Annotated in this window: 24 protein-coding genes and 1 tRNA gene; 15 read left to right on the top strand and 10 right to left on the bottom strand. The window is 63.2% G+C overall.

Annotation, left to right across the window (positions count from 1 at the left end; all coding sequences use genetic code 11):
- Positions 1-190: 190 nt before the first annotated feature.
- Both ACQPZ2_RS01990 and ACQPZ2_RS01985 read right to left on the bottom strand, forming a co-directional pair.
- Positions 191-997 (bottom strand): hypothetical protein, encoded by an 807-nt coding sequence (locus ACQPZ2_RS01990; RefSeq protein WP_433524031.1) that lies wholly within the window; start codon positions 995-997, stop codon positions 191-193.
- An 889-nt stretch (positions 998-1,886) separates the two neighbouring features.
- The gene (locus ACQPZ2_RS01985) at positions 1,887-2,873 is read right to left on the bottom strand and encodes a hypothetical protein (protein ID WP_433524030.1); all 987 of its coding nucleotides are present in this window, start codon (positions 2,871-2,873) and stop codon (positions 1,887-1,889) included.
- Positions 2,874-3,486: 613 nt separating this feature from the next.
- On the opposite strand from ACQPZ2_RS01985, the gene ACQPZ2_RS01980 reads away from it, so the two are divergent.
- Complete coding sequence (locus tag ACQPZ2_RS01980; RefSeq protein WP_433527717.1) at positions 3,487-4,071, top strand: IS1634 family transposase; 585 nt, start codon at positions 3,487-3,489, stop codon at positions 4,069-4,071.
- A 590-nt stretch (positions 4,072-4,661) separates the two neighbouring features.
- Here the strand turns inward: ACQPZ2_RS01980 and ACQPZ2_RS01975 are convergent.
- Both ACQPZ2_RS01975 and ACQPZ2_RS01970 read right to left on the bottom strand, forming a co-directional pair.
- Positions 4,662-6,404 (bottom strand): ATP-dependent nuclease, encoded by a 1,743-nt coding sequence (locus ACQPZ2_RS01975; RefSeq protein WP_433524029.1) that lies wholly within the window; start codon positions 6,402-6,404, stop codon positions 4,662-4,664.
- A 202-nt stretch (positions 6,405-6,606) separates the two neighbouring features.
- The gene (locus ACQPZ2_RS01970; protein WP_433522759.1) at positions 6,607-8,010 is read right to left on the bottom strand and encodes an IS1380 family transposase; all 1,404 of its coding nucleotides are present in this window, start codon (positions 8,008-8,010) and stop codon (positions 6,607-6,609) included.
- Between the two features lie 363 nt (positions 8,011-8,373).
- Between ACQPZ2_RS01970 and ACQPZ2_RS01965 the strand changes: the two genes are divergently transcribed.
- The 3 genes from ACQPZ2_RS01965 (at position 8,374) to ACQPZ2_RS01955 (ending at position 9,365) form a co-directional block, all read left to right on the top strand.
- A complete protein-coding gene (locus ACQPZ2_RS01965; protein WP_433524028.1) occupies positions 8,374-8,559 on the top strand; it encodes a hypothetical protein in 186 nt (61 codons plus the stop codon).
- Complete coding sequence (locus ACQPZ2_RS01960; protein ID WP_433524027.1) at positions 8,534-8,773, top strand: hypothetical protein; 240 nt, start codon at positions 8,534-8,536, stop codon at positions 8,771-8,773. Before ACQPZ2_RS01965 ends, ACQPZ2_RS01960 begins: the two co-directional genes overlap by 26 nt.
- Before the next feature lie 76 nt (positions 8,774-8,849).
- The gene (locus tag ACQPZ2_RS01955) at positions 8,850-9,365 is read left to right on the top strand and encodes a hypothetical protein (RefSeq protein ID WP_433524026.1); all 516 of its coding nucleotides are present in this window, start codon (positions 8,850-8,852) and stop codon (positions 9,363-9,365) included.
- Positions 9,366-9,438: 73 nt separating this feature from the next.
- On the opposite strand, the gene ACQPZ2_RS01950 is transcribed toward ACQPZ2_RS01955, so the two are convergent.
- The 4 genes from ACQPZ2_RS01950 to ACQPZ2_RS01935 form a co-directional block, all read right to left on the bottom strand.
- On the bottom strand, positions 9,439-9,600 hold the full coding sequence (locus tag ACQPZ2_RS01950) for a hypothetical protein (RefSeq protein ID WP_433524025.1): 162 nt from the start codon (positions 9,598-9,600) through the stop codon (positions 9,439-9,441).
- A 544-nt stretch (positions 9,601-10,144) separates the two neighbouring features.
- Positions 10,145-10,417 carry a hypothetical protein gene (locus ACQPZ2_RS01945; RefSeq protein ID WP_433524024.1) on the bottom strand — a complete coding sequence of 91 codons (273 nt, stop codon included), beginning with the start codon at positions 10,415-10,417 and terminating at the stop codon, positions 10,145-10,147.
- Between the two features lie 108 nt (positions 10,418-10,525).
- Positions 10,526-11,362, bottom strand: a complete 837-nt coding sequence (locus ACQPZ2_RS01940) for a hypothetical protein (RefSeq protein WP_433524023.1) — start codon at positions 11,360-11,362, stop codon at positions 10,526-10,528.
- A 153-nt stretch (positions 11,363-11,515) separates the two neighbouring features.
- A complete protein-coding gene (locus tag ACQPZ2_RS01935; RefSeq protein WP_433524022.1) occupies positions 11,516-12,517 on the bottom strand; it encodes an NAD(P)H-quinone oxidoreductase in 1,002 nt (333 codons plus the stop codon).
- Positions 12,518-12,821: 304 nt separating this feature from the next.
- On the opposite strand from ACQPZ2_RS01935, the gene ACQPZ2_RS01930 reads away from it, so the two are divergent.
- The 3 genes from ACQPZ2_RS01930 to ACQPZ2_RS01920 all read left to right on the top strand — a co-directional run bounded on the left by ACQPZ2_RS01930 (position 12,822) and on the right by ACQPZ2_RS01920 (position 14,731).
- Positions 12,822-13,997 (top strand): lactate 2-monooxygenase, encoded by a 1,176-nt coding sequence (locus ACQPZ2_RS01930; RefSeq protein ID WP_433524021.1) that lies wholly within the window; start codon positions 12,822-12,824, stop codon positions 13,995-13,997.
- Positions 13,998-14,191: 194 nt separating this feature from the next.
- Positions 14,192-14,599 (top strand): MarR family winged helix-turn-helix transcriptional regulator, encoded by a 408-nt coding sequence (locus tag ACQPZ2_RS01925; protein ID WP_306306451.1) that lies wholly within the window; start codon positions 14,192-14,194, stop codon positions 14,597-14,599.
- A gap of 44 nt (positions 14,600-14,643) precedes the next feature.
- Positions 14,644-14,731: transfer RNA gene (locus ACQPZ2_RS01920), tRNA-Ser, on the top strand.
- 165 nt (positions 14,732-14,896) lie between these two features.
- Here the strand turns inward: ACQPZ2_RS01920 and ACQPZ2_RS01915 are convergent.
- The gene (locus tag ACQPZ2_RS01915; protein WP_433524020.1) at positions 14,897-15,949 is read right to left on the bottom strand and encodes a hypothetical protein; all 1,053 of its coding nucleotides are present in this window, start codon (positions 15,947-15,949) and stop codon (positions 14,897-14,899) included.
- A gap of 317 nt (positions 15,950-16,266) precedes the next feature.
- Between ACQPZ2_RS01915 and ACQPZ2_RS01910 the strand changes: the two genes are divergently transcribed.
- Together ACQPZ2_RS01910 and ACQPZ2_RS01905 are read left to right on the top strand one after the other, a co-directional pair.
- The gene (locus ACQPZ2_RS01910) at positions 16,267-16,794 is read left to right on the top strand and encodes a DUF4231 domain-containing protein (RefSeq protein WP_433524019.1); all 528 of its coding nucleotides are present in this window, start codon (positions 16,267-16,269) and stop codon (positions 16,792-16,794) included.
- Positions 16,795-16,858: 64 nt separating this feature from the next.
- Positions 16,859-17,209 carry a hypothetical protein gene (locus ACQPZ2_RS01905; RefSeq protein WP_433524018.1) on the top strand — a complete coding sequence of 117 codons (351 nt, stop codon included), beginning with the start codon at positions 16,859-16,861 and terminating at the stop codon, positions 17,207-17,209.
- Between the two features lie 19 nt (positions 17,210-17,228).
- Here the strand turns inward: ACQPZ2_RS01905 and ACQPZ2_RS01900 are convergent, their stop codons facing one another.
- Entirely contained in the window at positions 17,229-18,431 is a 1,203-nt protein-coding gene (locus ACQPZ2_RS01900) for a cysteine desulfurase-like protein (RefSeq protein WP_063039776.1), read from the bottom strand.
- A 229-nt stretch (positions 18,432-18,660) separates the two neighbouring features.
- On the opposite strand from ACQPZ2_RS01900, the gene ACQPZ2_RS01895 reads away from it, so the two are divergent.
- From ACQPZ2_RS01895 to ACQPZ2_RS01870, 6 genes are all read left to right on the top strand, one after another.
- Positions 18,661-19,269, top strand: coding sequence for a bacterial proteasome activator family protein (locus ACQPZ2_RS01895; RefSeq protein WP_157124223.1), 609 nt, complete (start codon positions 18,661-18,663; stop codon positions 19,267-19,269).
- 319 nt (positions 19,270-19,588) lie between these two features.
- Entirely contained in the window at positions 19,589-20,470 is an 882-nt protein-coding gene (wzm, locus tag ACQPZ2_RS01890; protein ID WP_433527716.1) for a galactan export ABC transporter permease subunit Wzm/RfbD, read from the top strand.
- A gap of 13 nt (positions 20,471-20,483) precedes the next feature.
- Positions 20,484-21,323, top strand: a complete 840-nt coding sequence (gene wzt, locus ACQPZ2_RS01885; protein WP_063039778.1) for a galactan export ABC transporter ATP-binding subunit Wzt/RfbE — start codon at positions 20,484-20,486, stop codon at positions 21,321-21,323.
- 287 nt (positions 21,324-21,610) lie between these two features.
- Positions 21,611-22,561 carry a galactofuranosyltransferase GlfT1 gene (gene glfT1 / locus ACQPZ2_RS01880; protein WP_063039806.1) on the top strand — a complete coding sequence of 317 codons (951 nt, stop codon included), beginning with the start codon at positions 21,611-21,613 and terminating at the stop codon, positions 22,559-22,561.
- Positions 22,562-22,763: 202 nt separating this feature from the next.
- Positions 22,764-23,885: a ribosome small subunit-dependent GTPase A gene (gene rsgA / locus ACQPZ2_RS01875; protein WP_433524017.1), complete on the top strand. Its 1,122-nt coding sequence runs from the start codon at positions 22,764-22,766 to the stop codon at positions 23,883-23,885.
- A gap of 56 nt (positions 23,886-23,941) precedes the next feature.
- Positions 23,942-24,646, top strand: a complete 705-nt coding sequence (locus ACQPZ2_RS01870; protein WP_433524016.1) for a hypothetical protein — start codon at positions 23,942-23,944, stop codon at positions 24,644-24,646.
- The last annotated feature ends 133 nt before the right edge of the window (positions 24,647-24,779 follow it).

The following is a 24,779-nucleotide window of genomic DNA, read 5'->3' as shown; positions in this document are numbered from 1 at the left end:
TGAGAACGGTCGATGTCCTCGTACCCCTCGTGGGCCGCGAGGCGCTCCGACGGCCCTGCCTGTTGGTCCATCCAAGCAGCCACTGCCAGGTCTCATCCCAGCGATCCATAACTTCCTCTCCTCTGCCCGGCGCACTGCTACCTATCGCTGCAGGAGCGATGCTGTTTCAGTCGGCCCTCCCGCTGGCAGTTCACGAGGAAGACGTACCTGTCCCGAGCGCGGCGAGGATTACGCGAGAGAACCCGAAGTACAGGTGGATCAGCCCGAGCATCGAAACCATGAAGTTGTGGTGCTGGATGCCTTCCTGGTCAGGATCGTCGGCGAGCTCGTCGTAGTCTTCGCTTCGTTTGCCGAAGTGAATCAGTTCGCCGTAGTTGAACAGGTTGATGATGTCGGTCGGGTTCACATCCCCGTACATCTCCTGCTTCTCAATCTGGTCTGGTCGGCAGCCGTTCTTCTCAAGGACCATCCGGCACACGATATTCAGGAGTGGTCGGTTCATCAGCTGGCCGCGAGCTCTTCGCCACTCCGCGATGATCCCCATACGCTTCTCGGCATCCACCCCGGTCTCCTGCTTTGCGTACTTCGCGAGAATGTTCGCCACATTCGAGAAGTCGGGATCGCCGGCGCTTGAGCTGTGCAACTGCCGGAACCTCACCGAGAACCCGACGGCCACCTCATCCTCGACGCGGTCGAAGATCAGGTTCGTATCGCCGCCCTCCATGGACAGAGTGAGGCCGCCTTTGTGGCTGACGACGCTATAGGTCGAGGTCTTCTCGCAGACTTGGACGAATCGCATCAGGTTCCGTCGATCCGCCTGTTCGACTGGCTGCGTAAACGCCGGAAACTCTGTCGGATCGGGCAGGTCGAAGGCGTAGGTGAGATGCTGCCAGTTGTATTCGAAAGTCGACGGATCGGTAGCTCGTTCGATCAGCGGCGGCTTGAACTTCAGAGGCACGGGCAAGATCGAATCCTGGTGAGTGATCCAGTTGGTCACAAGCGTGTCACCACTTCTTCGTCTCGGTTCAACCTGCAACTCCGGCAGTGGTTGCCGCTGCTTCTTGGGGGGACGTGGGGGCTTTGGCGGCCTATTCGGGTTCTTCCGTCCGTACTTCTTCCTTGACAAACCGGGCGCCCTCTCGCTGGTAGATTCCTGTACTTGGTAAAGCATGACCAATTCCTCACCGCCCGAACACGCGGTTTTGCGGGGCTACCGCCTGGTGCAGATAGATCCCGGATACCGAAGCACCAGGGCCGTACTCATCCCTGATGTCGGTGTCGGGTGCGACGATGTTTCTCGGGATACCAGCCGTACGAACGGTTTTCAGGGGGCCGCGCCATGACATCGAATGAACTTCCACGCCACTGCGACGAGTGGACCGATCAGGACTAACGCATCATCGCGGGCGGGCTATCCGCAGGCCTGTCCGACGCTGAGGTGGCGAAAGCGGCTGGTAGGACGATCTCGGCAGTCTAGTCTCGGGCCAGGTATCTGGCCGGGCAGGCACAGTCCGAGCGTCAGCGCGGCGTGGAAGCGGCTCCGGGAGAAGTTCTACCGCGATCCGGCTACGACTGGGAATCGGTGGCCCGCAAGGCGCACGAGAACAGGAGCCTGCCCTACTGGGATCAGGACAGTGAAGACCGGCTGGCGCACGTCTGGGACGAGAGCCGCCGCCCCTCGAGGTCTTGGTTGCGACGCAGCCCACGGCCGGTGGCGCGGTCGATGGCGCAGCTGGAGGCCGAGCTGGGCCATCGACGAGTACGAGGTCACCAAAATGACGCTATCTCGGTCTGACGGAGTCGTTCGCCGAAGATCGTCGACCGCCTGGGCGCCTCACCGGACGGAGCGCTCGCGGCCAGAGCGCGCCCAAGCTAGAAGACCGCGGTCAGGACGCCGTGGTGGAAGCCGTAACAAGCACCTCGGTGAGTTCGGTGAGGTCGTGCAGCACGGTGGTGCCGTACTGCTCAGCAAGTCCGAGGTGATTGATATGCCTGGACCATTGCCGTTCCGTCACCACGACGTCGCAGTAGGGAACGGCTATCGACAACGCCAGGATGTCGTTGAGGTCGTTCTTCGTCCACGGCTGCTGCGGGTTGCGGAGCCGCACCCGTCGCAACTCGCTGGATACCCAACGACTTGGGATTCTTTGCAGCAGCTCTCGGATAGTTTCCTTATCGCGGAACACCTCGTCCATGGAGATTCCGTGGCGCTGACAGCGCTCCATGAGCGGGTCGATGAAGTCGGCTATTTCGCTGGTGATCGCGTAGTCGTTGAGGCGATGGCGCAGATTCTGTGTTCTGAGGTGATCACTGAGCGTGGTCTGCGCGTCGACGAACTTCTGCGCGCCATCCCGGATCGTGCGGGCAGTTTCTAGCATCAACCGATCGGAGTGGGTCGGCGTAGGCGGCGACCCGAGGACGAACAACTCCGCGACCCACTCGCGGGCCTCGGCCACCGCAGCGCGCCATCCGGGCGGGAAGGCACCGAGTATCGAAGGGTCGAGGTGGCCCAGGTCGACATTCGTGTTGAAGGCGTGATTCATCCCGACGCCGAACAAGTTCACCTGCGCGGTGACGGCCTCGCCGGTCAAGAAATGCTCGATCTCCGCGGGGACGACCACTTGGACGGGCGCGATGCAATGGAACTTCGAAAGCAGGGCCATCGTCCACGCCAGATCGAGGCGACTCGTGGATTTCTCACGACTCTGTGTTTCGTAGTAGTGCGCGCAGGACAGCACGAACGACGCATACCCTCGCGACACCGCCTCGGAGGCGAGGTCGTACACGTCCTGAAACTTCGTGCCCTGGTGATGCCCCACTCGACATTTGGACAGGTCGATCCACTTCGCCTGATCGAGGTAGACACGCAGCATCTTTCAATTATCCCTGCGCTGTCCAGGGGGCTCAGCGGTCGAATCCGCGATCCTGGGCGCGCGCCATACATGCCCCCGACCAGGCAGGTACCGACATCAGTTGTGCTGATCATGACGGTAACCGCAGCCGCCCCACAGAGGGTGTCCTGGAGAATCCCATGCGTAGCAAGGGGACTGAATGAATACCTTGTTGTGTTCGAACTACTCCGCCTGCTTCGAGATGCCACCATCAAGGCCGACCCGCAGATCGTGGTCGGCCTACTCGTCGACCGCGCCGGATTCCCCTTGGAAATAGGTTGTTTCGAAGGAAACACCGAGAAACCACCACCATCGTCCCGATCATCGAACGGTTCCGGGCTCGCCACGGCCTCCAGGACACACCGATGGTGATCGCCGCCGACGCCGGCATGCTGTCCGCGACCAACCTCAACGACCTCGACGCGGCCGGGTGCTCGTTCATCGTCGGTTCGCGCGTCACCAAGGCCCCCGGTGACCTGGCCTCGCATTTCCATTGGCACGGTGACCTCTTCACCGATGGACAGATCATCGACACCCTCACCCCACGACACGCCAAGAGCACCGTGAACTCGAAGTCCACACGCGCGGAACCGGTCTGGGAACCAGAAGCGCACCGAAGGCATGGCGGGCGGTCTGGCAGTACTCGACCAAACGAGCCGTCCGCGACAACCGGACCCTCAACGCCCAGGAAACCCGCGCCCGCGCCGTCATCGACGGCACTACACCCGCCAAAACAACCCGCTTCGTCACCCTCCGCGGCGACGCCCGCACCCTCGACCAGGCCAGTCTCGAGCGCGCCCGATCCTTGGTCGGGCTCAAGGGCTACGTCACCAACCTGCCCGTCACGGTCATGACCGCGACCGAGGTGATCGGCAAATATCACGATCTATGGCACGTCGAACAATCATTCCGCATGTCGAAAACAGACCTGCGGGCACGACCGATGTTCCACCACACCCGCGACGCGATCGAGGCCCACCTGACCATCGTGTTCACCGCCCTCGCCATCGCCCGCTACCTCCAAGACCACGCCGGCACATCGATCCAGAAACTCATCCGCACCCTACGGCCACTCCAAGAGATCACTCTCACCATCGCCGGACAACCCCACACCGCCGCCGATCCCCTCACAACCGACGCCATCACCATCCTCGAAAACCTCGAAATCCCCTACACCTGAACGGCATTGGCACACTAAACGGTGCAAGTCAGGCCTGAGTGTCCTCGTGATTGTCCTCGGGGTGATACCGCTGCTGATCGCAACGACCCTCGACTACTTCAAGGCGGCGTATCAGGGACGTGGACATGGATAGCACGGCCACAACATACAGGCGTTGCCCTCGTAGTATCAGCTGGGCTATTGGCAGGATGGAGGACATACCGGAAAGTCGGTGTAGGAGCCCAACTCCAGAAACCGAGGTACCTGCCATTCGCCACGTACGCCATTGTGGTCTACGCCTTGTGCGGCTTACTTCACAGGATTCATCTCGCTGGCATCCGCGCAATCGCTGCAAGGCCCCGATCTCATCGTCATGGTACCAAGCTTCATCCTCGGACTGCTTGTCCCGGGAATCGTGATCGTGCTACTCACTGCGTCCGTGCCTAGGTCGCTTCGGTGATAAACAGACGCGACAGCGGTGACCCGCCGCTCGGGAATTAGATGATCGCAACGTACGGCCAACTTCGTCTCAGTCTGCCGTGCGACTGCAGAACGGCAAGCAGCAAGCTTCGCGCCCGTGTGCCAAACCAAGTCGACGAACATGCATAACGTTAGCTCAAACGGGCCTCAATACCGAGTATTACTTGCGCCATCTCGTCCGGTATCTCACTCTTCCGCAAACTTACGGACAAGGCGCGCGCGCTGACTGCTTTATACCCGCCAGCCTGCAGTTTGATATTGATGGCACTAATCAAGTCTTTGCCCGGAACGATGCCGCGCCGCCACGTCCCGTCTGTCCAATATTTATCGAACTCCGCCTGGACGCGAGAGTATGTTGTCGCAAGGTGGATGCCTTTCGGATGGTCAGCAGCCTGCTCTCGTGCCAAAATTTCCGCGAATACTCCCCCTTTTAATGTCTGGACTGATTCCTCAACGAGGATTTCGACCTCGCCGATCGCCAGGCCGGTCAACCTTGAGATTGCGGACGGGGAGACTAGATAGCTCTCGATCTCATTCCGGCTCCAGATATGTGCCGAAACTCCTTGCCTTTTGAATTCGTCAGCGATAGCTTTGACCGACGAATCGCTCAAATAGTCTCGATCTAGTATTACCGATACATCCACGGAAGAATCCAGAACTGTGGTGTTCAGCCAACCAAATGATTCAGCCAAACGACGCTTAGAGGACCCGCCCATGGAAACAATAGTCAACCCGGACTCTCGATGAAATTTTCGTGCACCAAGTGTCTTCGCGATGTTTGACAGAATTTTCATATCGTGACCCTCAACGAATAGCGCCACGCGCGACCGTAGCACTTTTGCAAGCCTCAGATTGAACCCAGAGCCAAGCGAGTCATTTAGCCCAGACAGCTCAGAATCGCTGCCGATTCGCTTCGAGGATTTTCTGTTCCTATCGATAATGACGACCGAGTCGCGATTTGATTCAGCCAAAATTTCGGGCGCGTGCGTCGCCATTATGACCTGTGAATCGCACCCCTCCAAAATCTTAACCAACCGACGCTGGAGATCAGGATGAAGGAATACATCCGGCTCATCTAAAATTAGCGAGGATACCCCGCGATGTCGCCATATATGAAATAGCAGCTGAAGCCATATCTGCATACCGTCCCCAGCCCAGTATAACTCTTTCTCTACCTTAGACTGTGCCTCGTTGAAGTAAAGATCTAACTCGGGCTCGCCCATATGTGATTTTACAAGTTCGACCCTCGTAATCTCAGGACTGTTCTCGATTAGATAGGAACAGAACTCTCTATACTCCAAAGAATCCGCTAGCTCCATCTGGTACAGCTGGTTGCGGAAGTGTTTACTTGCCAGACGCGTTCCTAGATTATCGCGGACGTACTTTGGCGAGAGTACAACCTCGCGATGCTCGACTGGAGTTAGGGTCTGAACAACACCGATCGTCGGGTAAAAATTCTTTATTACACTAATCGACGGCGGTTGGGCACCAGGAATCTGCTCGAGATAAAAATACGGAAAGAAATCCTCGCCCAAGGGCCATACGGCATAGAGAGCTGCCTTGTTCTTGAAGTGCAACTCAACCCGAGATTCTACGTCACGGAATTCGTGTGCGACATTCTCATCGGTAAAACCGCTCGAAGCGATTGAAATACGATAAGCGCGAACACTTCTTCCTCGTAATTTGTCTTGCACGACAGCATCGGTATTTCGCAGCTTGGCATGAGAAAGCAACTGGGCACACAAACGCAATGCGCCGATGGCGGTACTCTTACCCGCATTGTTCGGGCCTACCAAGATTGACGCATCACTCGCAAATTTAAGCGAGAACTTCTCGAAGCCCTTATAGTTCGTCATCTGCATCCGCGCGATCACGGGTGGATCCCCTCACTTGAACACCGCGTTAACATACTACATTTCCAGAGTATTCTCTCTAAGCCTCGATCCATGGACTCGGGTTTCGGGCTGGTCTGCGCGCCGGAGGCGCGCAGACCAGCGGGTTTCGGGTATGAGGTAGCCGCTGGTCTGCCCAGCATTTCCACGTGGATCTCGGTTCGGGCCGGTTCTGGCCGGGTGGTCAGGTAGTGACGGGTTGTGGCGGTGTGTAGCCGATCGTGTTGTGCCACAACATGAGCCATGGCTCGACCCAGGGCCAGTGGGTGGGCAGATGCAGAATCGGCCGACGTTGCGGGCGGGCCAGTCGGGCGGGGATGTTGACGATTTTGCGGCGCAAGGTAGCTGCGCGGGCGCGGCGGTGGTTGCCGCCGGCGAGGGTTCCGGCAGCGCGCAGCAGGTTATGGGCGATCCCAGCGCAGATCACCCAGGCGGAGTTGGCACCGAATTTCCCGGACGGCATATGGGCCAGGGGACCGTCGATGAGGTCGGCGAAAACGGTCTCGATGACGGCGTGTTTGCGGTGGGTGATGTCGGCATCGGCAACCGGCTCTTGCGAGTTGGTCAGGAAGGGGTGGTGACGCCACACAGGGAACAGCGCGTCGGGGTAGCGGGCGTCTTTCACCCGCCGCACGATCAGCCGGGCGGTGACGCGGTCCTTGGTGGAAGCAAAAGCGGTGTAGGAGGTTTCGGCGACCTCGGCGTCGGAGATCCACTCGCCTGTGTCGGGGTCGCGGACCGCACCGGGATAGCGCACCGGGGTCCACGCGTCATCGGGAATCGAGGCGATCGCTTTCTTCACGGCCGCGTTCTTGGTCAGCACCAGCGAGAACAGTGCCCCAGCCCGCAGCGCTGCGCGCACGACCCTGCGGTTGCCATAGGCCGAATCCCCGCGCACCACGATGGTGCCGGTGGCCCCGGCGGCGCGGGCGACGCCGATCGCTTCTGTGACCATCGACCCAGCTCCTTTGCCGGAGCCGGTTTTCCCGGCGCGTAACCGCATCCCGGCAACAACCGGTGCCGCGAGGTCGGTGCTGAGCGTGGCCGCCAGGGGTGAAAGCCCTTTGCGGAGAACCTGTTTCCCGGCGATCTTCGCATGCCCGTAGGACGCGCCCTGCTTCTGCTTGCCATAGACCGGGCGCAGCAGCGAATCGATATCGACGAAACACCGTGTCTGCGCGCCGGGCAGCAGATCGGTACGGGCGGCCAGCGCGGACAGGTGCTCGCGCATCACCGACTCCAACTGCTTGGCATGACCAAAGCTGAACTCGCGCAACAGAGTTCCCACCGTCGAGGGCGCATACACACCACCGAACAGGTGCCCCATCCCGCCGCTGCGCAGCAGGTCGATGTCATCGATACTGTCCGCACCCGCGCACATCCCGGCGATCAGCGTGGCCAGTTTCGGGGCCGGGTTGGCCGACCCGGAAGTGATCCGCGGCGAAGCTATGGCGACCTTGTCAGCCAACATGCTGGTCAGGCCCGTTTGCTCGGCCAACGTCATCACCGGGACCAGCCCAGCCACCGAGACGAGATTGTCGTCATCGAACACTGCCGAGCCCTCGGCGAACGTGTGAAACAATCGCACTGAAAGTGTCTTTCCGATCTTGCAACGATTGATGCGTGAGAACACCAATCATCGCAGCTCGGAAGGCACTTTCCCTATTCCGGGGACGGCCCACCACTGATTACGTCCACGGATCGAGGCTAAGGTGTCACATTCTGTCTGTCACAGTACAGATGTCGATCCCTCGCCTCGGCCAAAATAGTACTAATTGCCCCCTGAAGCAACGGGTTTACATCAACGCCTATCAACAGGACTCATTCGTTGCCCGCCGCTGCAGCTGCGGGTTGACGGAACCCCGTGATTCGGTCCATATAGACCGTGTCTCACATGTATGTAGTTCGATGTGTCTGCTCTGAAACTTGCTGTGTTGCATGATGTTCGGTCGTGGTGGATGCGTTGTCGCGGCAGTTGGTATCGAACGAGCTGTGGGAGCTGATCGAGCCGCTGCTGCCGGAGTCCAATCCGCGTCCGCAGGGCGGTGGTGTGGCCCCCGTGGATCAGCGGGCGGTGTTCATACGTGCTGGCCAGCGGTTGTGCCTGGCGGATGCTGCCGCCGTCCGTTCGGGGTGACGCCGCGGACGGTGCACGCCGGTTCACGGCGTGGACAGAAGCCGGGGTGTGGCGGCGGCTGCATCGGGGTGGTACTCGTCGAATGGGTAGCCCACGATTCGCAGGCGCTCCAACCCTGGTGATAGCTATCCCGGCGTTGCGGTCCCCGCGTGGGCCGCGGCAACGCCTGCCGGACGAGCTGCACGCGGGCGGCTGTGAGAGACCGACTTGGTAGGCGTTCAGACCCACTGTAGCGGATACTTTCCAGATAGTTACTATCAATGTTTCTACAACTACATTACAGTGACGGCATGGCCCAAGAGGACACCATCGTCGTTTTCACCGCCAAGAGCCCCCAGCGGATCATCCGCGAAGGAGGATCGGAGGCATGGAGGCTGGATATCGTGCGCGCCAGGCGATGTGAGTGGCTCCTGGTCACCCAGAACCGTCACAACCCGGGCGAGCAGTTCGACGCAAACCAGTCTCACGGAAGCGGGTTCCTCCTCGGACGCATCTCGCGCATCATCCCAGCGGTGTACGAGCCGCTACCCGAACGGTGGATGATCCGGGTCAGCGAGTACGCGCTCATCGAGGCTCCGAACGCCTGGGGAGGTTGGCGGAACCCCGTCCGCTATACCTCGCTCGAAGAACGGGGAATCAGCCTCGACAGCGTGGATTTCGTGGAGATGCCCGACCCGGCCGCTCCGGCTCAGCCGAGCACAGCACCAGCACCGGCAATGGGTCTGACGATCGTGCAGGCCAAGGCCGGGCTGGCGGCCACCTACGGGGTCGAGACCGGCGCCATCGAGATCATCATTCGCGGATAGACCCAGCGCTTGATGCCGTCGTCGGGCAAGAGGAAAACAGAGGTTCGCGGCCCTGCCCACCGAGACTCCGCGGTCACGGTTCGGGTACCGGCAGCTTCAGACGTTTTGCCGCCGCGCACAGCCCATTGAACCCGTATTCGTCCGCATCTTCCTGGTTCTCCATGCTGTACTCGCGCCCTTTCGGCAACTGCCGTCTTATGAACGGGGTCGGCTTGGCGCTCAGGCGTTGGGACACCGCATATCCCCCGATGTCCAAACGGTGGCTGTGATTGGTGAGTAGCAACCGCGGCGCGACTCGCGTCGGGTGCGGTGGCTAGGACGCTCAGTGGGAACGGAAAACCGTTTGGATTGCGTCACAGGAGCGATGCAGACTCAACCCATCCCAAAATTACCCCAAACTTTCCGGGTGACTGCCTGTGATTCTGGGTGATCAAGCATGCAGTACATTTCGACATAACCGCAGGTAAGGCAGTCACGTAGGATTGCAGATGATCAGGGGTGAACACAGAAAAACCCCGAACCCTTAACAGAAGGTTAGGGGTTCGAATCCCTTCGGGCGCACTTCACTCGCGGATGGCTCATGCTCACGGAGAGCGTGAGCCATTGCTCGTTTCGTCATGTTTTGTGGGGGTGGAACCCCCACACCCCGACCCCGGAGGGCTTCGCCCCCGGACCCCCTGTCTGGCCGGAGGGCTTCGCCCCCGGACGGTCATCCGGCACCGGCTGTCCGTTGTTGGTGGTCGAGCTGTGCGCTGATCATTTGCGTAGGTCGCATTCGCTCAGCCTTGCTTTTTCTTCTTCTTGCGCTGAAGCTTCTCGATCTCTTCGTGTACGTCCGCGCCGCATTCCAGACGCAGGTTCAAGCGAAACCCATGGGACGTCTGGACACGTCGACGGCGAATCGGGGGTGGTGTCCATGTCACCCACATCTCACTCAGACCGGCAGTCCAGTCACTCACCTCGACAGCGATGTGGACGTCCAGCTTGTCCCCCGGCCGAAGCAAAGAAGCCGCCCCGATAACACGAACATCGCCGCCCGGACGATCGAACATGTTGACGGAAACCCTGGCAGCGCGTGCCTAACTGTCACCGCGTCCACGCCCATCGCGAATAACAGCGTGGCGCAGGAATTCCGGAGATCATGCAGCTGCGGGCGGACATCAGCGACGAACCCAACCTTGTGCGCGGTCGGCCAGGTTCCACCACGAAACGAACTGCGCATCTTCGGATTTCAGTTCCCAGCGCGCGGCGAGCCCATCGAAGAACGCGTCGTCACCGGTCTTTCCGCCTTTCGGCTCTCCGATGTAGACCAGCCGTTCGCCACCTGCGGCCTCGAATGCGGCAAGCGCGTCGGACGCCATCGTCTCGCCCCAGCCAGGCGGCCAGCAGAGGAACAGCACATCGTCCGTGCCGCCGTTGGGACGCGCAGCGAACGCATCGAGATCCCCGACTCCATGCCACACGTCCGACTGACCGGCTGCACCGAGAAACGACACATTCTCCGTCTTGTCCGGCGGTTCCGAGTCGTATGCGTCGACGCCAACTCCCGCCTGGGTCAGCTGGGCCGCCCAATACCCGCGCCCGGCACCCAGTTCGACCACCTTGCGGTCATCGCAGAACTGAGCCACCCACTCAACCGTCTCCGGAGACGGGATGGCGTATGCGTAGGCGGCCTGCAAGATTGTCTGGGCGAACCCCAGCCGCACGCTGCCCTTCGCCCGACCGCCGTTCACCACACGTCGGCCTTCGTACTCGTACACCGACGGCGCGACGATCTCCCAGTACGGATTCGCGCTGACCGACCGGCCACCGGTCAGGTAGTGCACGAACCGCAAATCGAACGCGGCGTCGGCCCGATCATCCCCGGTTCCCGACAGCATGGGCGCGGTATCCGAGTACTCCGCCACCTTCGGGTACTCGCTGCGAAGCCGCTCCTCATCACCGAGCAACGCCGCCAGTTCGTCCCGCCGATCCGCCGTCAACGCGAGCTCAGTCATCCATCAATTCTGGCCTCACACAGCCCAATTCATGAGCACTTCCGCAGGCTCACTGGGTGTGGACACCCCTGCACGCACAAGCCCCGCCATCCTCGAAGCAGTGCGGGGCGGGGCTGTCGCTCAGCGGAGCTGCGGCTGCTTTCGGGCCATCGTTCAGGCCTCCCGGACGTTCAGGACCACCTTGCCGAAGGTTTCGGAGGAGTCCAGGAGGCGGTGGGCCTCGGCGGCTTCGGTGATCGGGAGTTCGGCGTGGATGACCGGGGCGATGGTGCCGTCTGCGATGAGGGGCCAAATGTGGCGGCGAAGTTCGGCGATGATGGCCGCCTTGCCGCCGGGGCCGGTGGTGGGGCGGTTGCGGACGTTGTTGGCGTGGATGGTGCCCCATTTGGACAGCAGCGCACCGAGATTCAGCTCGGCGGTGACGCCGCCCTGCATGCCGATCACCACGAGGCGGCCGTGCGGTGCCAGCGCCTCGACGTTTCGGGACAGGTAGGCGGCGCCCATGATGTCGAGGATGATGTCGGCGCCGGGGCCGCCCGCACCGTTCTCGGCGCGGATCGCGGCGACGAAATCGTCCTCGCGGTAATTGATCAGGACGCTCGCGCCCAATTCACGGCACAGCTTCAGCTTCTGCGCCGAGCCCGCAGTGACCGCTACGCGGGCGCCCTGGCTCACCGCGACTTGGATAGCGTGCGTACCGATTCCGCTGCCGCCGCCATGGATCAGCACCAACTGCCCCGCGTCCAGCCCGGCGGTCATCGCGAGGTTCGACCACACCGTCGCAGCCGCCTCGGGCAGCGCGGCGGCCGCACCCAGATCGAGCCCGTCGGGCACCGGCAGCACCTGCGTCGCGGCAACCACGACCTTTTCCGCATACCCGCCGCCGGACAGCAGCGCACAAACCCGATCGCCGACATGCCAATCCCGCACCCCGTCACCGACTTCGGCGATGACCCCCGAACATTCCAACCCCATGACCTCACTGGCCCCGGGCGGCGGCGGATAGAACCCCCGTCGCTGCAGTAGATCCGCGCGATTGACCCCCGCCGCGGCAACGTCGATCAGCACCTCCCCATGCCCCGGCACCGGATCCGCCGCCTCGCCCCACTCCATCACCTCGGGTCCCCCGAACCCGTTCAATTCGATAGCGCGCATCGCTTCATCCTGCCCCCATCCACCCATCCTCGCGAGCACACATCCCGTGTATCGGGTATGCGGCTCCCACAAGCGCCGCACGCGCGGGCAGGTAGTGCCCAGGTTCCGCCCTGATGACTCGCGGTGCCACAACAACACCGCAGAACCGCCGCCCGAGATCAGGCACGCAGCAGAAGTCCGGCAGCGCCTGAGTGTGCGGCTCACCCGAGTGCCGGACGTCGGTCCCGCTGGGATGGTTGGCGTCGGCGGCAGCAATATGCCGAGCTGCCTGCGGGGATGAGGGCGGGGGACTAGCGTTCCCGCCGTGAGCAGCTTTGTCGACTTCCAGAACGAGATCTACCTGGGTGGACTCGGTGGCGCGGTGCCCGAATTGCCGTTGACGGCTGCGGGTTTGGAGGACCGGGCGCGCGAGGTGCTGAGCAAGGAGGCCTTCGCGTATGTCGCGGGGAGTGCGTCGGGCGAGCGGACGGCGGCGGCGAATCGGTCCGCGTTCGACCGCCACCGGATCGTGCCGCGGATGCTGCGCGGCACCTCGGGGCCGGGTGCGCGCGATTTGTCGGTGGAGGTGCTCGGGACGCGACTGGCCGCGCCGGTGCTGACCGCGCCGGTCGGGGTGCTGGAGCTGCTGCACGAGGGTGGTGAGGTGATCGTCGCGGAGGTCACGAAGGAACTCGGCGTCGGCACCGTGCTCTCGACGGCGGCCTCGTCCACCATCGAGGACGTCGGCGCGGCGGCCGGTAGCTGGTGGTATCAGCTGTACTGGCCCGCCGATAACGAGCTGGCCAGATCCTTCGTCGAGCGCGCGGAACGGGCGGGTGCGTCGGCCATTGTCGTCACCGTCGACACCCCGAGCCTCGGCTGGCGGCCCCGCGATCTCGAGCTCGCATATCTGCCGTTCCTGCACGGCAAGGGCATTGCCAACTATCTATCGGATCCGGTCTTCCGCGCGAAACTCTCGGCGCCGCCCGAAGAGAGCGCGGACGCGATGCGAGCCGCGATCCTCACCTGGCGCGGCCTGTTCGGCAACCACGCCCTGCGCCCCGCCGACCTCGCCCACCTCCGCGGGTGGACCGATCTGCCGATCGCGGTCAAGGGCGTCCTGCATCCGGACGACGCCCGTCAAGTCGTCGACGCGGGTGCCGACGCGGTGGTCGTCAGCAACCACGGCGGCCGCCAGGTCGACGGCGCCATCGCCGCACTCGATGCCCTCCCCGCCGTGGTCGCCACCATCGGCGACCGCGCGGACATCCTGTTCGACTCCGGCATCCGCACCGGTTCGGACATGCTCACAGCGCTGGCGCTCGGTGCGAAGGCGGTGCTCTACGGCCGCCCATGGGCATACGGTCTCGGCATCGCGGGCCGAGCGGGTGTGCGGCACGCGCTGCGCGTCCTGCTCGCGGACTTCGACTCCGTCATGGGCCTGTCCGGATGCGCGAATCCGGCCGAGCTCGACCGGTCATTGATCGCGACAATGCGCTGACCCGCTCGGCCGTCGGGCCATAGTTCACGATTTGATTAATCGTGTGTCCAGGTCTTTCACGGGACCGCTAGGTTGGGCGTTTGTGCAGTTCAGGCGCGCATAGAATGGGACTCGTGATTCCAGAACCGAGCAGTCACGCGCCTGTCGAGCCGAAATGGCTCTCGTCGTCGCAGCAGCGTGCCTGGCGGGCCTATATGGACGGTAATCAGCGCTTGGCGACGGCACTGAACCGTCAACTGCAACGCGACTCAGATCTCACCCTCGCCGAATACCGGATCCTCGTCCTGCTCTCCGAGGCCCCGGACCGTTCGTTGCGCATGAGCGAGCTGGCCGACGGCGTGTTGTCCTCGCGCAGTCGGCTCACCCATCAGATCCGCCGCCTGGAGACCCAGCGGATGGTGCGCCGCAATACCTGTCTCGAGGACGGCCGCGGGGTACTCGCCGAACTCACCGAGGAAGGTATGCGTCGGCTGGAGGCCGCCGCACCCGGTCACGTCGAGGCGGTCCGCCGCAACTTCATCGACCTACTCGGTCCCGAACAACTCGAGATAGTCGGCGAGGTCTTCGCCCGCGTCGACCACGAGATAGGCAACTCCGACTGACCCCTCGGCAGACAGCGCACGGCAACGGGTAATCTCGTTGGCCTGGAGACGTGGCAGAGCGGCCGAATGCACTCGCCTTGAAAGCGAGCGTCGCGAGAGCGACCGGGGGTTCAAATCCCTCCGTCTCCGCCAAAAGCTATAGAGCAGAGCCAGTTTCGGTATCCGACTCCTGCTTGCTTCGCGGCACGTGTGGTCGCGCGACTGCGCAGAGTCGCACTGACAGGCGCTATTCGGCTTTTCGTCCCACGCCTGAATCGAGGTCTGGTCGACGATGCGCCCGTCGCGGGTCCGTGCTGATCAACCGGTCGTCGTGACCATCAATTCGCTCAGCAATCGCAGTGCGTGGTCCATCTCCGCTTCGGTCATCCGAGCCATACCGCACGATGTGCTCAACCCGCCGAAGGGACGCGGGTAATACTTCCGCGCTTGCGTCAAGGCCGAACGGATATGGTCCGGACTCGCCTGCTCGTGCACGATGCCTGCGTAGATAGTCGCGTCGGCGGTCAGCTGTTCCAACGGCTGATAGATGTCGGGGTTGTCCACATCGGCGAACGGCAGCACGTCCGCCGCTGCCAGCGGAATGTGAATGCCCTGCAGCGTCCTGCCCTCGGGCCATGCCGCCACGATGGCGTTGACCAAGAGCACAACCGGCTCGAACCCGTTGATCTGCTTCAGCCACGTGCTGTGCTCCCAGTCGCCACGGCACAGATGGATCGTGACACGGGCGCCCTCCGGCATCCGGCGCACGAATGCGGCGAGATCCGAAGCCAGCTCAACGGCTTTCGCGGCCCGCTCTTGCGCCGACTCGATCACTTCGATCGTCAACATGCGCCCGGGACTCTCGAGCTGGAACACCACATCGCCATCGAAAAGCCGGTGAATAGCGAAGATCTCTTCCAGCGCCGGTTTCCGAAACGACTCGTAATGCTGCTCGAGTCCGGCCTCACCCAGCGCGAAGTACGCGTGATCGTACGGATCGACAATGCACGCCTGATAGCTCTTGCTGCTGCCGCGTTCCTCGATCATGCGCTCCAGAATCGGCTTGGCCGCCTCGGCTTGGTCGAAATACCCGAGCAGCACCGGCGGAATCTCGAGCTCCCGCTCGCCGGTGTACTCGTAACCGGGCATACCCGGATACGCCAACTCGATGTTTCCGTCCTTCACCTTCCGCATTCCAGGAAGCGCGAAGGTACTGCGCAGCCTCGGCATGATCCAACCGGGAAAAGCCGTGTCACCCTCCGGAAATGACGGCAGATACTCCCACATCGTGCCGAATTTCTCCATCGCGATCTGTCGTGTCGGCGCGTTGGCGCTTCCCACCAGGTATGTCACGGGCAGTGAAAGAGCCATCGGGTGTCCTCTCCGTACAGATGTGCGGGGGACTATAGCGCCGACGGGCTCGGCTCGAGTCCCACTCTCCAGCTTCGATCGGAGTCGTGTCAGACGCGAGATCCCCTGTCTTGCAAGCAAACTCATAGAATCGGCGGAGCCGCTCAACACTCTCGGACGCCCTCCCGGTGCTGGGAACCGCAATGCTCTTCGCGACCGTACCGCCAGAAACCGAGTCGAGCGCAACGGTTTAGTCCGGTGCACGGCTGCTGCGAACCGGTGGTCGGCTTTTCCTGATCGCCGGGTGCGGTCATGACGGCTCGTCGATAATTGGCGGCGTGCCTCTCACCGAAGGTCTCGGCTCCGGCCAGTCCCGCTCCGATGAGCCGAGTCCGCCTTTGATAGCGCCGGAGGACTACATCACGGATCGCTTGGAGCAGTACCAAGGTTGGTATGACAAGAAAGCCGTCACGATGAAGGCCAGGCATTTGCAGATCCGGGTCCTCGCAGTGGGCGGCGGCGTGACTGTACCCGCGCTTGTCAACCTCCCGTTCGCGTGGGCACCTGTCGTGGTCACGGTGGTCAGTCTCGTTGTAGCGGCGTCGGTTTCGCTCGAGAGCGTCTTCAAGTATCGAGAGCAATGGAAGAATTACCGGTCGACCGAACAACTACTCGGCCACGAGAAGGTCTACTTCCGTACCCGAACAGGACCGTACGAGCACTTGGGCGACGCCAAGGCCTTTCGGACCCTTGTCGAACGAGTCGAAGGCGCAATCGCCGCCGAGAACTCGGCAACGCTGAACGTTATGACGACCGCCCAACAGGCGAGTGAGCCGACCTATCCTCGCGGTGTGGCGTCCAGCTGACCGCTTCCGGATCAATGCGCCCCGGGCAGTTGCGTGACATATCATCGATGTCATACTCGAATGTATGTTCGATAATCGACATCGAGACGTCTGGCGGCCGTACTCCCCGCTCCTGCCGATCTACGTCGACATCGATCGTGTGCTTCCGCCCGATGGATCGCCGACCCGCGAGGTATCGGCGCGGGTGAAGAAGTACGGCCTGGTCTTGTCCGGTCGGATGGCGGCCAGGCAGCGGGCGTGGCATCGGCTCGTGGACGGGCGTTGGGTGGCCAGTATCGAGGTGCCGGTCGAGACCAACGGGCAGTGGATCTATCTGGACTTCATCGCGTCGGCCGACGCGGTCGCGCCACGCGAGGGCGGCGACGCGATGCCGGAGCGACCGAGCAATCAATGGGGGCAGCCGAAGCGATACTGACTACCGGCAGCGCCCGGACTCACTCCAGGGCGGCGAGGGCGCGGCCGAGTTGATCGATCTCGAATTTCGTTGTGTACGGGGCCAACCCGACGGTTACGGCGCCACCTTCGTCGTTGACGCCGAGGGCGTCCAGCAACCGGCTGCCGCCGTGGACGCCGCTCAAGGTGCCGATGCGGGCGTCGGCGAGTTTGGCGGCTACCTTTTCGGCTTGCATGCCCGCCATGGTGAAGCTGACGGTGGGGATGCGGGTGGAGGCGCGGCCGATGACGGTCAGATTGGAGATTTTGTCGAGCACGTCCATCAGGTGCTCGAAGAGTTGATCGTGGTAGTCCTGCAGCGAGGTGATGGAGATTTCCAGGCGCTCGCGGCGGGTGCCGCGGGCGCGCTCGTCCAGGCCCGCGAGAAAGTCGATGGAGGTGGTCAAGCCAGCGAGCAGGGCGTATTGGTGGCCGCCGACCTCGAGGCGTTCGGCGCCTTTTGCGTAGGGGTTCAACGACATCGACGGAATACGGTCCAGGAAGGCCGGATCGCGGAAAACCAGCGCGCCGATCTGCGGACCACCCCACGCGGGCGCGCTCAAAGCGACCACATCGGCATTCAGTTCGTCGATATCGATGAGGGCATAGGGCGCGGCGCCGATGCAATCGGCGACGAGCAGACCACCTACCTCGTGCACCCGATCCGCCGCGATTCGCACCCCGGGCGCCGAACCGACGATCGGCGATGCCGCGGTCAGCGCGACCAGCCGGGCGGTCGGGCCGATCAATTCCTCGAACTGCCACGACGGCATCTCACAGGTCTCGATCTCGACCTCGGCCCAGCGCACATGCGCGCCGTAGCGATTCGCGATCCGCAACCACGGCGCGACGTTCGCCTCGTCATCCAATCGCGACAGCACTATCCCGGTGCCGAGGCCGAGCCGCGAACTCAGCGACTCCGCCAGCCAGGCCAGCAAAACCGCACGGTCCGGTCCGAGCACGACGCCCGCCGGATCAGCGCCGACGAGATCCGCGACGGCCTCGCGCGCCGCGTCCAGAATCGCGGCACTGCGAACGGCGGCGCCATTGCGGCCGATATGGGAAAACGAAGAGGTCCGGAAACCTGTTGATACGGCACGAGATACCGAATCCGGGACCAGCATTCCGCCCTGCGGGTCGAGGTGGATCCAGCCGTCGCCGAGGGACGGTATCAGGCCCCGAACCCTCGCGACGTCGTAAGTCATGTTGGCCACTCTAAGGGCAGCGGGCGAGGCTGGGTAACCGCGTTCCCCCTCACCGGCAGGCGGGGGTGCAGTGAACTGGGACTCAGCATGGCAACCGACTTTCAGCAAATCCGAACCACACGACCCGAACAGAATAGACGCCGCCTCTGCGCCGCGGCACCGACCCGGTGACCCGATCGAAGGGCGACCGACTTAGCGCGTTCGCGGCGGACGCGACATGATGGGGACCATGACGCAATCGGATGGAGCACCCGAATCCATTGTCGTGATCGGACCCGACGGCAGGCCACTGGCTATTCCGGTCGAGTCCGGCTCGGACACGCCCTTCACCGCGCAGGTCGTTACCGACGGTAATGAGAAATCCGACAATGCGGACAATAAGGATGACGTCGAGGAATCGCTCGCCGATATGGTCGAGCAGCCCGCGAAGGTCATGCGCATCGGGACCATGATCAAACAATTGCTCGAGGAGGTCCGCGCGGCTCCGCTGGACGATGCCAGCCGGACCCGGCTGCGTGAGATCCACAAATCCTCGGTGCGTGAACTCGAACAGGGTCTGGCACCGGAATTGCGCGAGGAACTGGAGCGGCTCACGCTGCCGTTCACCGATGACGCGGTGCCATCGGATGCCGAACTTCGCATTGCTCAGGCCCAGCTCGTCGGCTGGTTGGAAGGCCTTTTCCACGGCATCCAGACGGCGCTGTTCGCCCAGCAGATGGCGGCGCGCGCGCAGCTGGAACAGATGCGGCAGGGTGCGCTGCCGCCCGGCATCCACGCGACCGACCCGCGCGGGGGCCAGTCGAACTCGCCGATCGGCGGCTCCGGACAATATCTCTGAGTCGATCCGAGTCGAGTGCCAGCCGGTCGGCGGTGCCTGATTTGCGGCGATCGCGGGGCCCTACGTGGTTACGCTTCGCTACCACCTCCGGGCCCCGCCGCTCACGCCGCGGGAAATCGCGAGGGTAGTGTCGAGCACCGTGCCGTCCGCTGCCGCCCGCCCCGACTCGGTCTCCGATGCGAATACGGCGCGTCCCGATGAGAGCTCGGATCGTCCTGAAGAGGGTTCAGTGCGTTCAGATACCAGCCAAGCGCGTACCGACGAGAGTTCCGATGAGACCTCCGTGCCTACTGAAGAGAACACCGCGCCGGAGCATCCGGTGAGCTCCGACGCGGAAACGCCCGCGCCGGAGGAGGCCGTCGCGGCGAGCGCGATCGTCTCGGACTCGCAGACCTTCGGGCGCGCGTTCAAGGATTTCCGCGGCGGCTTCGCGCAGCGCGAGCTCTGGCTGTCGCTCGGCTGGCAGGACATCAAACAGCGCTATCGACGCTCGGTGCTCGGCCCGTTCTGGATCACCATCGCGACCGGGGTGCAGGCCGCCGCGATCGGCATTCTGTACTCGGCGCTGCTCGGCCAGTCGATCAAGTCGTATCTGCCCTATGTGGCCGTCGGCATCATCATCTGGAATGTGATCCAGGCCAGCATCCTCGAGGGTTCGGAAGTCTTCATCGCCAATGAGGGGCTGATCAAACAGCTGCCGTCGGCGCTGAGCGTGCACGTCTATCGCCTGGTCTGGCGGCAGTTGCTGTTCTTCGCGCACAACATGCTGATTTATCTGGTGGTGCTGTTCGCATTCGGCGTCTGGGAAAAGCTGCACTGGACCGCCATTTTCGCGATCCCCGCGCTCGGGCTGTTGTTCCTCAACTCGATGTGGGTCTCGATCGTGTTCGGCATCTTCAGCACCCGCTACCGCGATATCGCGCCGATCCTCGGCAGCCTCACGCTGATGCTGTTCGTGCTGACGCCGGTCATGTGGAATACGAAAAGCCTGGAAGAACAGGGTGGTCAGGTGAGCGAGCGCGCGAAGCTGGCCGAAATCGTGCCGACCTTCCATTACCTGGAGATCGTCCGCGCGCCGCTGCTCGGTGATGATCAGCATCTGTATCACTGGGTGATCGTCGGCACCATTACCGTAGTCGGCTGGATCGTGGCGATCTTCGCCATGAAGCAGTACCGTTCGCGCGTGCCGTACTGGGTATAGGAGATCGGGCCCGATGACCGACCATGTGAGTATCGAAACCCGCCAGGCGTGGGTCGAGTTCCCGATCTTCGACGCCAAATCGCGGTCGCTGAAAAAGGCATTCCTCGGCAAGGCGGGCGGTGCGATCGGCCGCAATCAGTCCGATGTCGTGGTGGTCGAGGCGCTGCGCGACATCACCCTTTCGCTGAAAGAGGGCGACCGGGTCGGCCTGGTCGGACATAACGGCGCGGGCAAATCGACACTGCTGCGGTTGCTTTCGGGAATCTACGAACCCTCGCGCGGCAGTGCTCGCATCCGCGGCCGGGTGGCGCCGGTATTCGACCTCGGCGTCGGTATGGATCCGGAGATCTCCGGCTTCGAGAACATCATCATCCGTGGGCTTTTCCTCGGGCAGACGCGCAAGCAGATGCTGTCGAAGATCGATGAGATCGCCGAATTCACCGAACTCGGCGAATATCTGTCGATGCCGCTGCGCACCTATTCCACCGGTATGCGGGTGCGTTTGGCGATGGGCGTGGTGACCTCCATCGATCCGGAGATCCTGCTGCTCGACGAGGGTATCGGCGCGGTGGACGCCGAATTCATGAAGAAGGCTCGGATCCGGTTGCAATCACTGGTGGCCCGCTCGGGCATCCTGGTGTTCGCCAGCCATTCCAACGAATTTCTCGCCCAGCTCTGTGATACCGCCATGTGGATCGACCACGGGCAGATCCGTTTGCGCGGCGGTATCGAAGAAGTGGTGCGTGCCTACGAGGGCCCGGACGCGGGTAATCACGTCGCCACCGTGCTGCGCGAAATGGAAGCGGAACGGAAAATGGGAACCGAGCGAGAATTGGAGCGGAATCAGGCATGAGTGAGCCGACCGGGCAGAACGCCCCGATCGACGCGGGCCGCGAGGGCCCGATCGACTCCGTGCCGGATTCCGATGCACCGACCTCGAGCGCCCCGGTGAAGGGCGCCGTACCGCACAACGCAACACCGCAACCCGCAGCACAGGCCTCGGACGACTCGGCGGTGCAGCCTGCAGACGCGACCCCGCTGCCCGGAGACGACGCAGCACCGCAATCCACGCCTCAGCCTGCGGACAACCAAGCGGCGCAACTCACAGACGACTTGGACGACGACCCCTCCCCCGCACAGATCGAAGCCGCGCGCACCCCGGCGGGCACCGGACCCGACGCCAAAATCGTCGCCGTAGTCGTCACCCACAAGCGCCGCGAATTACTCGCCGAATCGCTGAAAGTGCTTGTCTCCCAGACCCGTCCGGTGGACCACCTGATCGTGGTCGACAACGCCAATGAACCCGAGGTCGCGGAGCTGGTCGCCCAGCAGCCGGTCGAGGCCACCTACCTCGGTTCGGCGCACAATCTCGGCGGTGCGGGCGGTTTCGCGCTAGGCATGCTGCACGCGCTGACCCTCGGCGCGGACTGGGTGTGGCTGGCCGACGACGACGGCCGCCCCGACGGCTCGGAAGTCCTTGCCACGCTGCTGGATTGCGCGGGCCGACACGGTCTGGTCGAGGTATCTCCGGTGGTCTGCGATATCGACGAACCGGACCGGCTCGCCTTCCCGCTGCGCCGCGGTGTGGTCTGGCGGCGGCTACGTTCCGAGCTAGGCGATGAAGACTTCCTGCCCGGCATCGCCTCGCTCTTCAACGGCGCGCTGATCTCCGCCAAGGCGGTCGATCTGATCGGTGTTCCGGACCTGCGGCTATTCGTGCGCGGCGACGAGGTCGAGGTGCACCGCAGGCTGGTTCGCTCGGGTCTGCCCTTCGGCACCTGTCTACAGACGGCCTACCTGCATCCCAACGGCGCCGCCGAATTCAAGCCGATCCTCGGCGGCCGCATGCACACCCAGTATCCGGACGACCCGGTCAAACGCTACTTCACCTACCGCAACCGCGGCTACCTGATGTCCCAGCCCGGTATGCGCAAACTGCTACCCCAGGAATGGATCCGGTTCTCCTGGTTCTTCCTCGTCACCCGCCGCGATCCGGCCGGTCTGCGCGAATGGTTCCACCTGCGCAGCCTGGGCCGCAACGAGCAGTTCGGCAAGCCGACCCCGGACCAGAAGCCCACCGACGAAAAATAGATTGCGCGGGTCTGCGCGCCATGCCAAAGTTGGCGAGCAACGTCGAGACGAGAGTGAGGAGGTGGAGATCGTGACACGGACCGTTCGGATTGTCGTGCCCGGATCAGCTGCGCAAACGCACGCTGTCGCACGAATTTCCGCCTCAGATACCTCTCGCTGAGTCCGGTTCGGGCTCGGCGCCCGACGAAGGATTCCTTCCATCATGGTCGACCACGACCTCCTCGTCCCTTACGGCTGGACCGAAGCCGTTGCCAATGAATACAACTCGCTCATCCACGATGGGTGCGTCCCCGCGCGGGTGATCCGCATGGATCGCAGCGAATGCGATGTCGCGACACCGACCGGACTCACGCGCGCCCGTTGCCAGCGTTTGATGTGGCCTGAGCGGGGGCCGTCCGTGGTTACGCAAGCCGCCTCCTCCCGGCCTGACCCGCTCAGGCGGGGTTCGGATTCCGAGATCAGCGGCCTGTGCACCGGCGACTGGGTGAGCATCGATGCCGAACTGAATGTGCGACAGCTACTGCCGCGCCGCGGCGCGATCATGCGCTCGGCCGCGGACCGGCGCGCACAGGGCCAGGTGCTCGCCGCGAATGTCGATACCGTGCTGATCTGCAGTGCGGCCGACGGCGACATCGACCTCGGGCGGATCGAGCGCATGCTCGCACTGGCCTGGGAGAGCCGCGCACAACCGATCGTAGTGCTCACCAAAGCGGATGCGGCGCTGGATATTCCGCTCGACGAAGTGCAGGCCGTCGCGCCCGGTGCGGTCGCTCTCGCGGTCAGTGCGAATACCGGATCCGGACTCGATGTGCTCACCGCGATGCTCGACGGCACCGTCGCGCTGATCGGTCCGTCCGGCGTCGGGAAATCGACGCTCGCCAATGCCCTGCTCGGCCAGGAAGTCTTTGCCACCAACACCGTTCGCGCGGTGGACAAGAAGGGCAGGCACACCACCGTGCATCGGGAGCTGCGGCCGCTGCCCGGCGGCGGCACGCTGATCGATACGCCCGGACTGCGCGGCATCGGACTATGGGATGCCGCGGAAGGCATCGAGAAAACCTTCAGCGATATCGAATCCATCGCGGCGCACTGCCGATTCGACGACTGCGCGCACAACGGCGAACCCGGCTGTGCCGTACGGGAAGCCATCGACAGCGGCGCGCTCACCCAGCGGCGCTTCGACAGCTACCGCAAACTCGAACGGGAAAACGCCTGGATGGCAGCGCGATCGGATAAGCGGCTGCAGGCCGAACGCGCCAAGGTGTGGCGCGATATCCGCAAGCAGCAGCGGCAGTTCTACCAGGAGAGAAGCTCGAAACGCTGATTCCGCGGAATCACGGTAGGGTCGGCACGCACAAATCGCTAAACGGGAGGGTTCCGATGAGTTACCCCGGCGGGTATCCGCCACAGGGCCAGCCCGGGCAATGGCCCGGACAGCCCACATATGGTCAGCCGGCGCCGCAGGGCGCGCCGAATCCCTACGGTGCGCCACCGCAATACGCGCCGCCCGCGGGGCAGCCACCGATCAGCCAACCGCAGGTGCCGCAACCGCCGTACGGCAGTCAGCCGCATATTCCGCAGCCGCAGTACGGCCAGCCCGTGCCGCCACAGCCGTACGGCCAGCCTGCTCAGCCCTATGGGCAGCAGCCGTACGGCCAGGCGCCCTACGGACAGCCGGTTCCGCAGCAGGCACCGGCCCCGCCGGGCATCACCGTCGAGGCCTCCTATGAGTGGTTCGCCTTCCTGTTGGCGATCACCAAGCCGAAGATCCTGATCAACGGTCAGCGGGTGCCGAATACGCGGTGGGGTCAGAACCATATTCCGGTCGGCCCGGGGCAGTACCACGTGAAGGTGACCACGCCCTGGCTGTTCGATATGGGCCCGGCGAATGCGACGGCCGCGATTCAGGAAGGTCAGGGCGCACGGTTCTACTACAAGCCGCCCGCGGTCATCTTCCTCGGCGGTGCGATCGGCCCGGTTCCGCAGAAGACGCCCGGCGCCATCTTCATCTACCTCAGCTGGGGCATCGTGGCATTGATGATCCTGTTGAACATCGTCTTGATCGCAGGCGCATCCAGCATCTGACAACGGCGAAAGGGCGTCGGGACCTCCGGCGCCCTTTCTTCGAACACCCTATGCAACTGGTTGCATAGGGGCCTGGGTTACCCTTGACGTGCACAACACCCGTCGGCGACTGCTCGCCGGTCGCTCGAACGGG

Source organism: Nocardia pseudovaccinii, assembly GCF_050942345.1.
Lineage (GTDB): Bacteria > Actinomycetota > Actinomycetes > Mycobacteriales > Mycobacteriaceae > Nocardia > Nocardia pseudovaccinii.
This window is presented reverse-complemented; position numbering and strand designations above follow the sequence as displayed.

What these genes read in the sequence shown, in the direction of transcription:
- ACQPZ2_RS01945 (WP_433524024.1), bottom strand. Translation starts at nt 10,417, where the DNA reads ATGTTCGATCGTCCGGGCGGCGATGTTCGTGTTATCGGGGCGGCTTCT.
- ACQPZ2_RS01900 (WP_063039776.1), bottom strand. Translation starts at nt 18,431, where the DNA reads ATGACTTACGACGTCGCGAGGGTTCGGGGCCTGATACCGTCCCTCGGC.
- ACQPZ2_RS01985 (WP_433524030.1), bottom strand. Translation starts at nt 2,873, where the DNA reads ATGCTGCGTGTCTACCTCGATCAGGCGAAGTGGATCGACCTGTCCAAA.
- ACQPZ2_RS01895 (WP_157124223.1), top strand. Translation starts at nt 18,661, where the DNA reads ATGACGCAATCGGATGGAGCACCCGAATCCATTGTCGTGATCGGACCC.
- ACQPZ2_RS01960 (WP_433524027.1), top strand. Translation starts at nt 8,534, where the DNA reads ATGCTGCCGCCGTCCGTTCGGGGTGACGCCGCGGACGGTGCACGCCGG.
- ACQPZ2_RS01955 (WP_433524026.1), top strand. Translation starts at nt 8,850, where the DNA reads ATGGCCCAAGAGGACACCATCGTCGTTTTCACCGCCAAGAGCCCCCAG.
- rsgA (WP_433524017.1), top strand. Translation starts at nt 22,764, where the DNA reads ATGGTCGACCACGACCTCCTCGTCCCTTACGGCTGGACCGAAGCCGTT.
- ACQPZ2_RS01915 (WP_433524020.1), bottom strand. Translation starts at nt 15,949, where the DNA reads ATGGCTCTTTCACTGCCCGTGACATACCTGGTGGGAAGCGCCAACGCG.
- ACQPZ2_RS01870 (WP_433524016.1), top strand. Translation starts at nt 23,942, where the DNA reads ATGAGTTACCCCGGCGGGTATCCGCCACAGGGCCAGCCCGGGCAATGG.
- wzt (WP_063039778.1), top strand. Translation starts at nt 20,484, where the DNA reads ATGACCGACCATGTGAGTATCGAAACCCGCCAGGCGTGGGTCGAGTTC.
- ACQPZ2_RS01905 (WP_433524018.1), top strand. Translation starts at nt 16,859, where the DNA reads ATGTTCGATAATCGACATCGAGACGTCTGGCGGCCGTACTCCCCGCTC.
- ACQPZ2_RS01935 (WP_433524022.1), bottom strand. Translation starts at nt 12,517, where the DNA reads ATGCGCGCTATCGAATTGAACGGGTTCGGGGGACCCGAGGTGATGGAG.
- ACQPZ2_RS01940 (WP_433524023.1), bottom strand. Translation starts at nt 11,362, where the DNA reads ATGACTGAGCTCGCGTTGACGGCGGATCGGCGGGACGAACTGGCGGCG.
- ACQPZ2_RS01925 (WP_306306451.1), top strand. Translation starts at nt 14,192, where the DNA reads ATGGACGGTAATCAGCGCTTGGCGACGGCACTGAACCGTCAACTGCAA.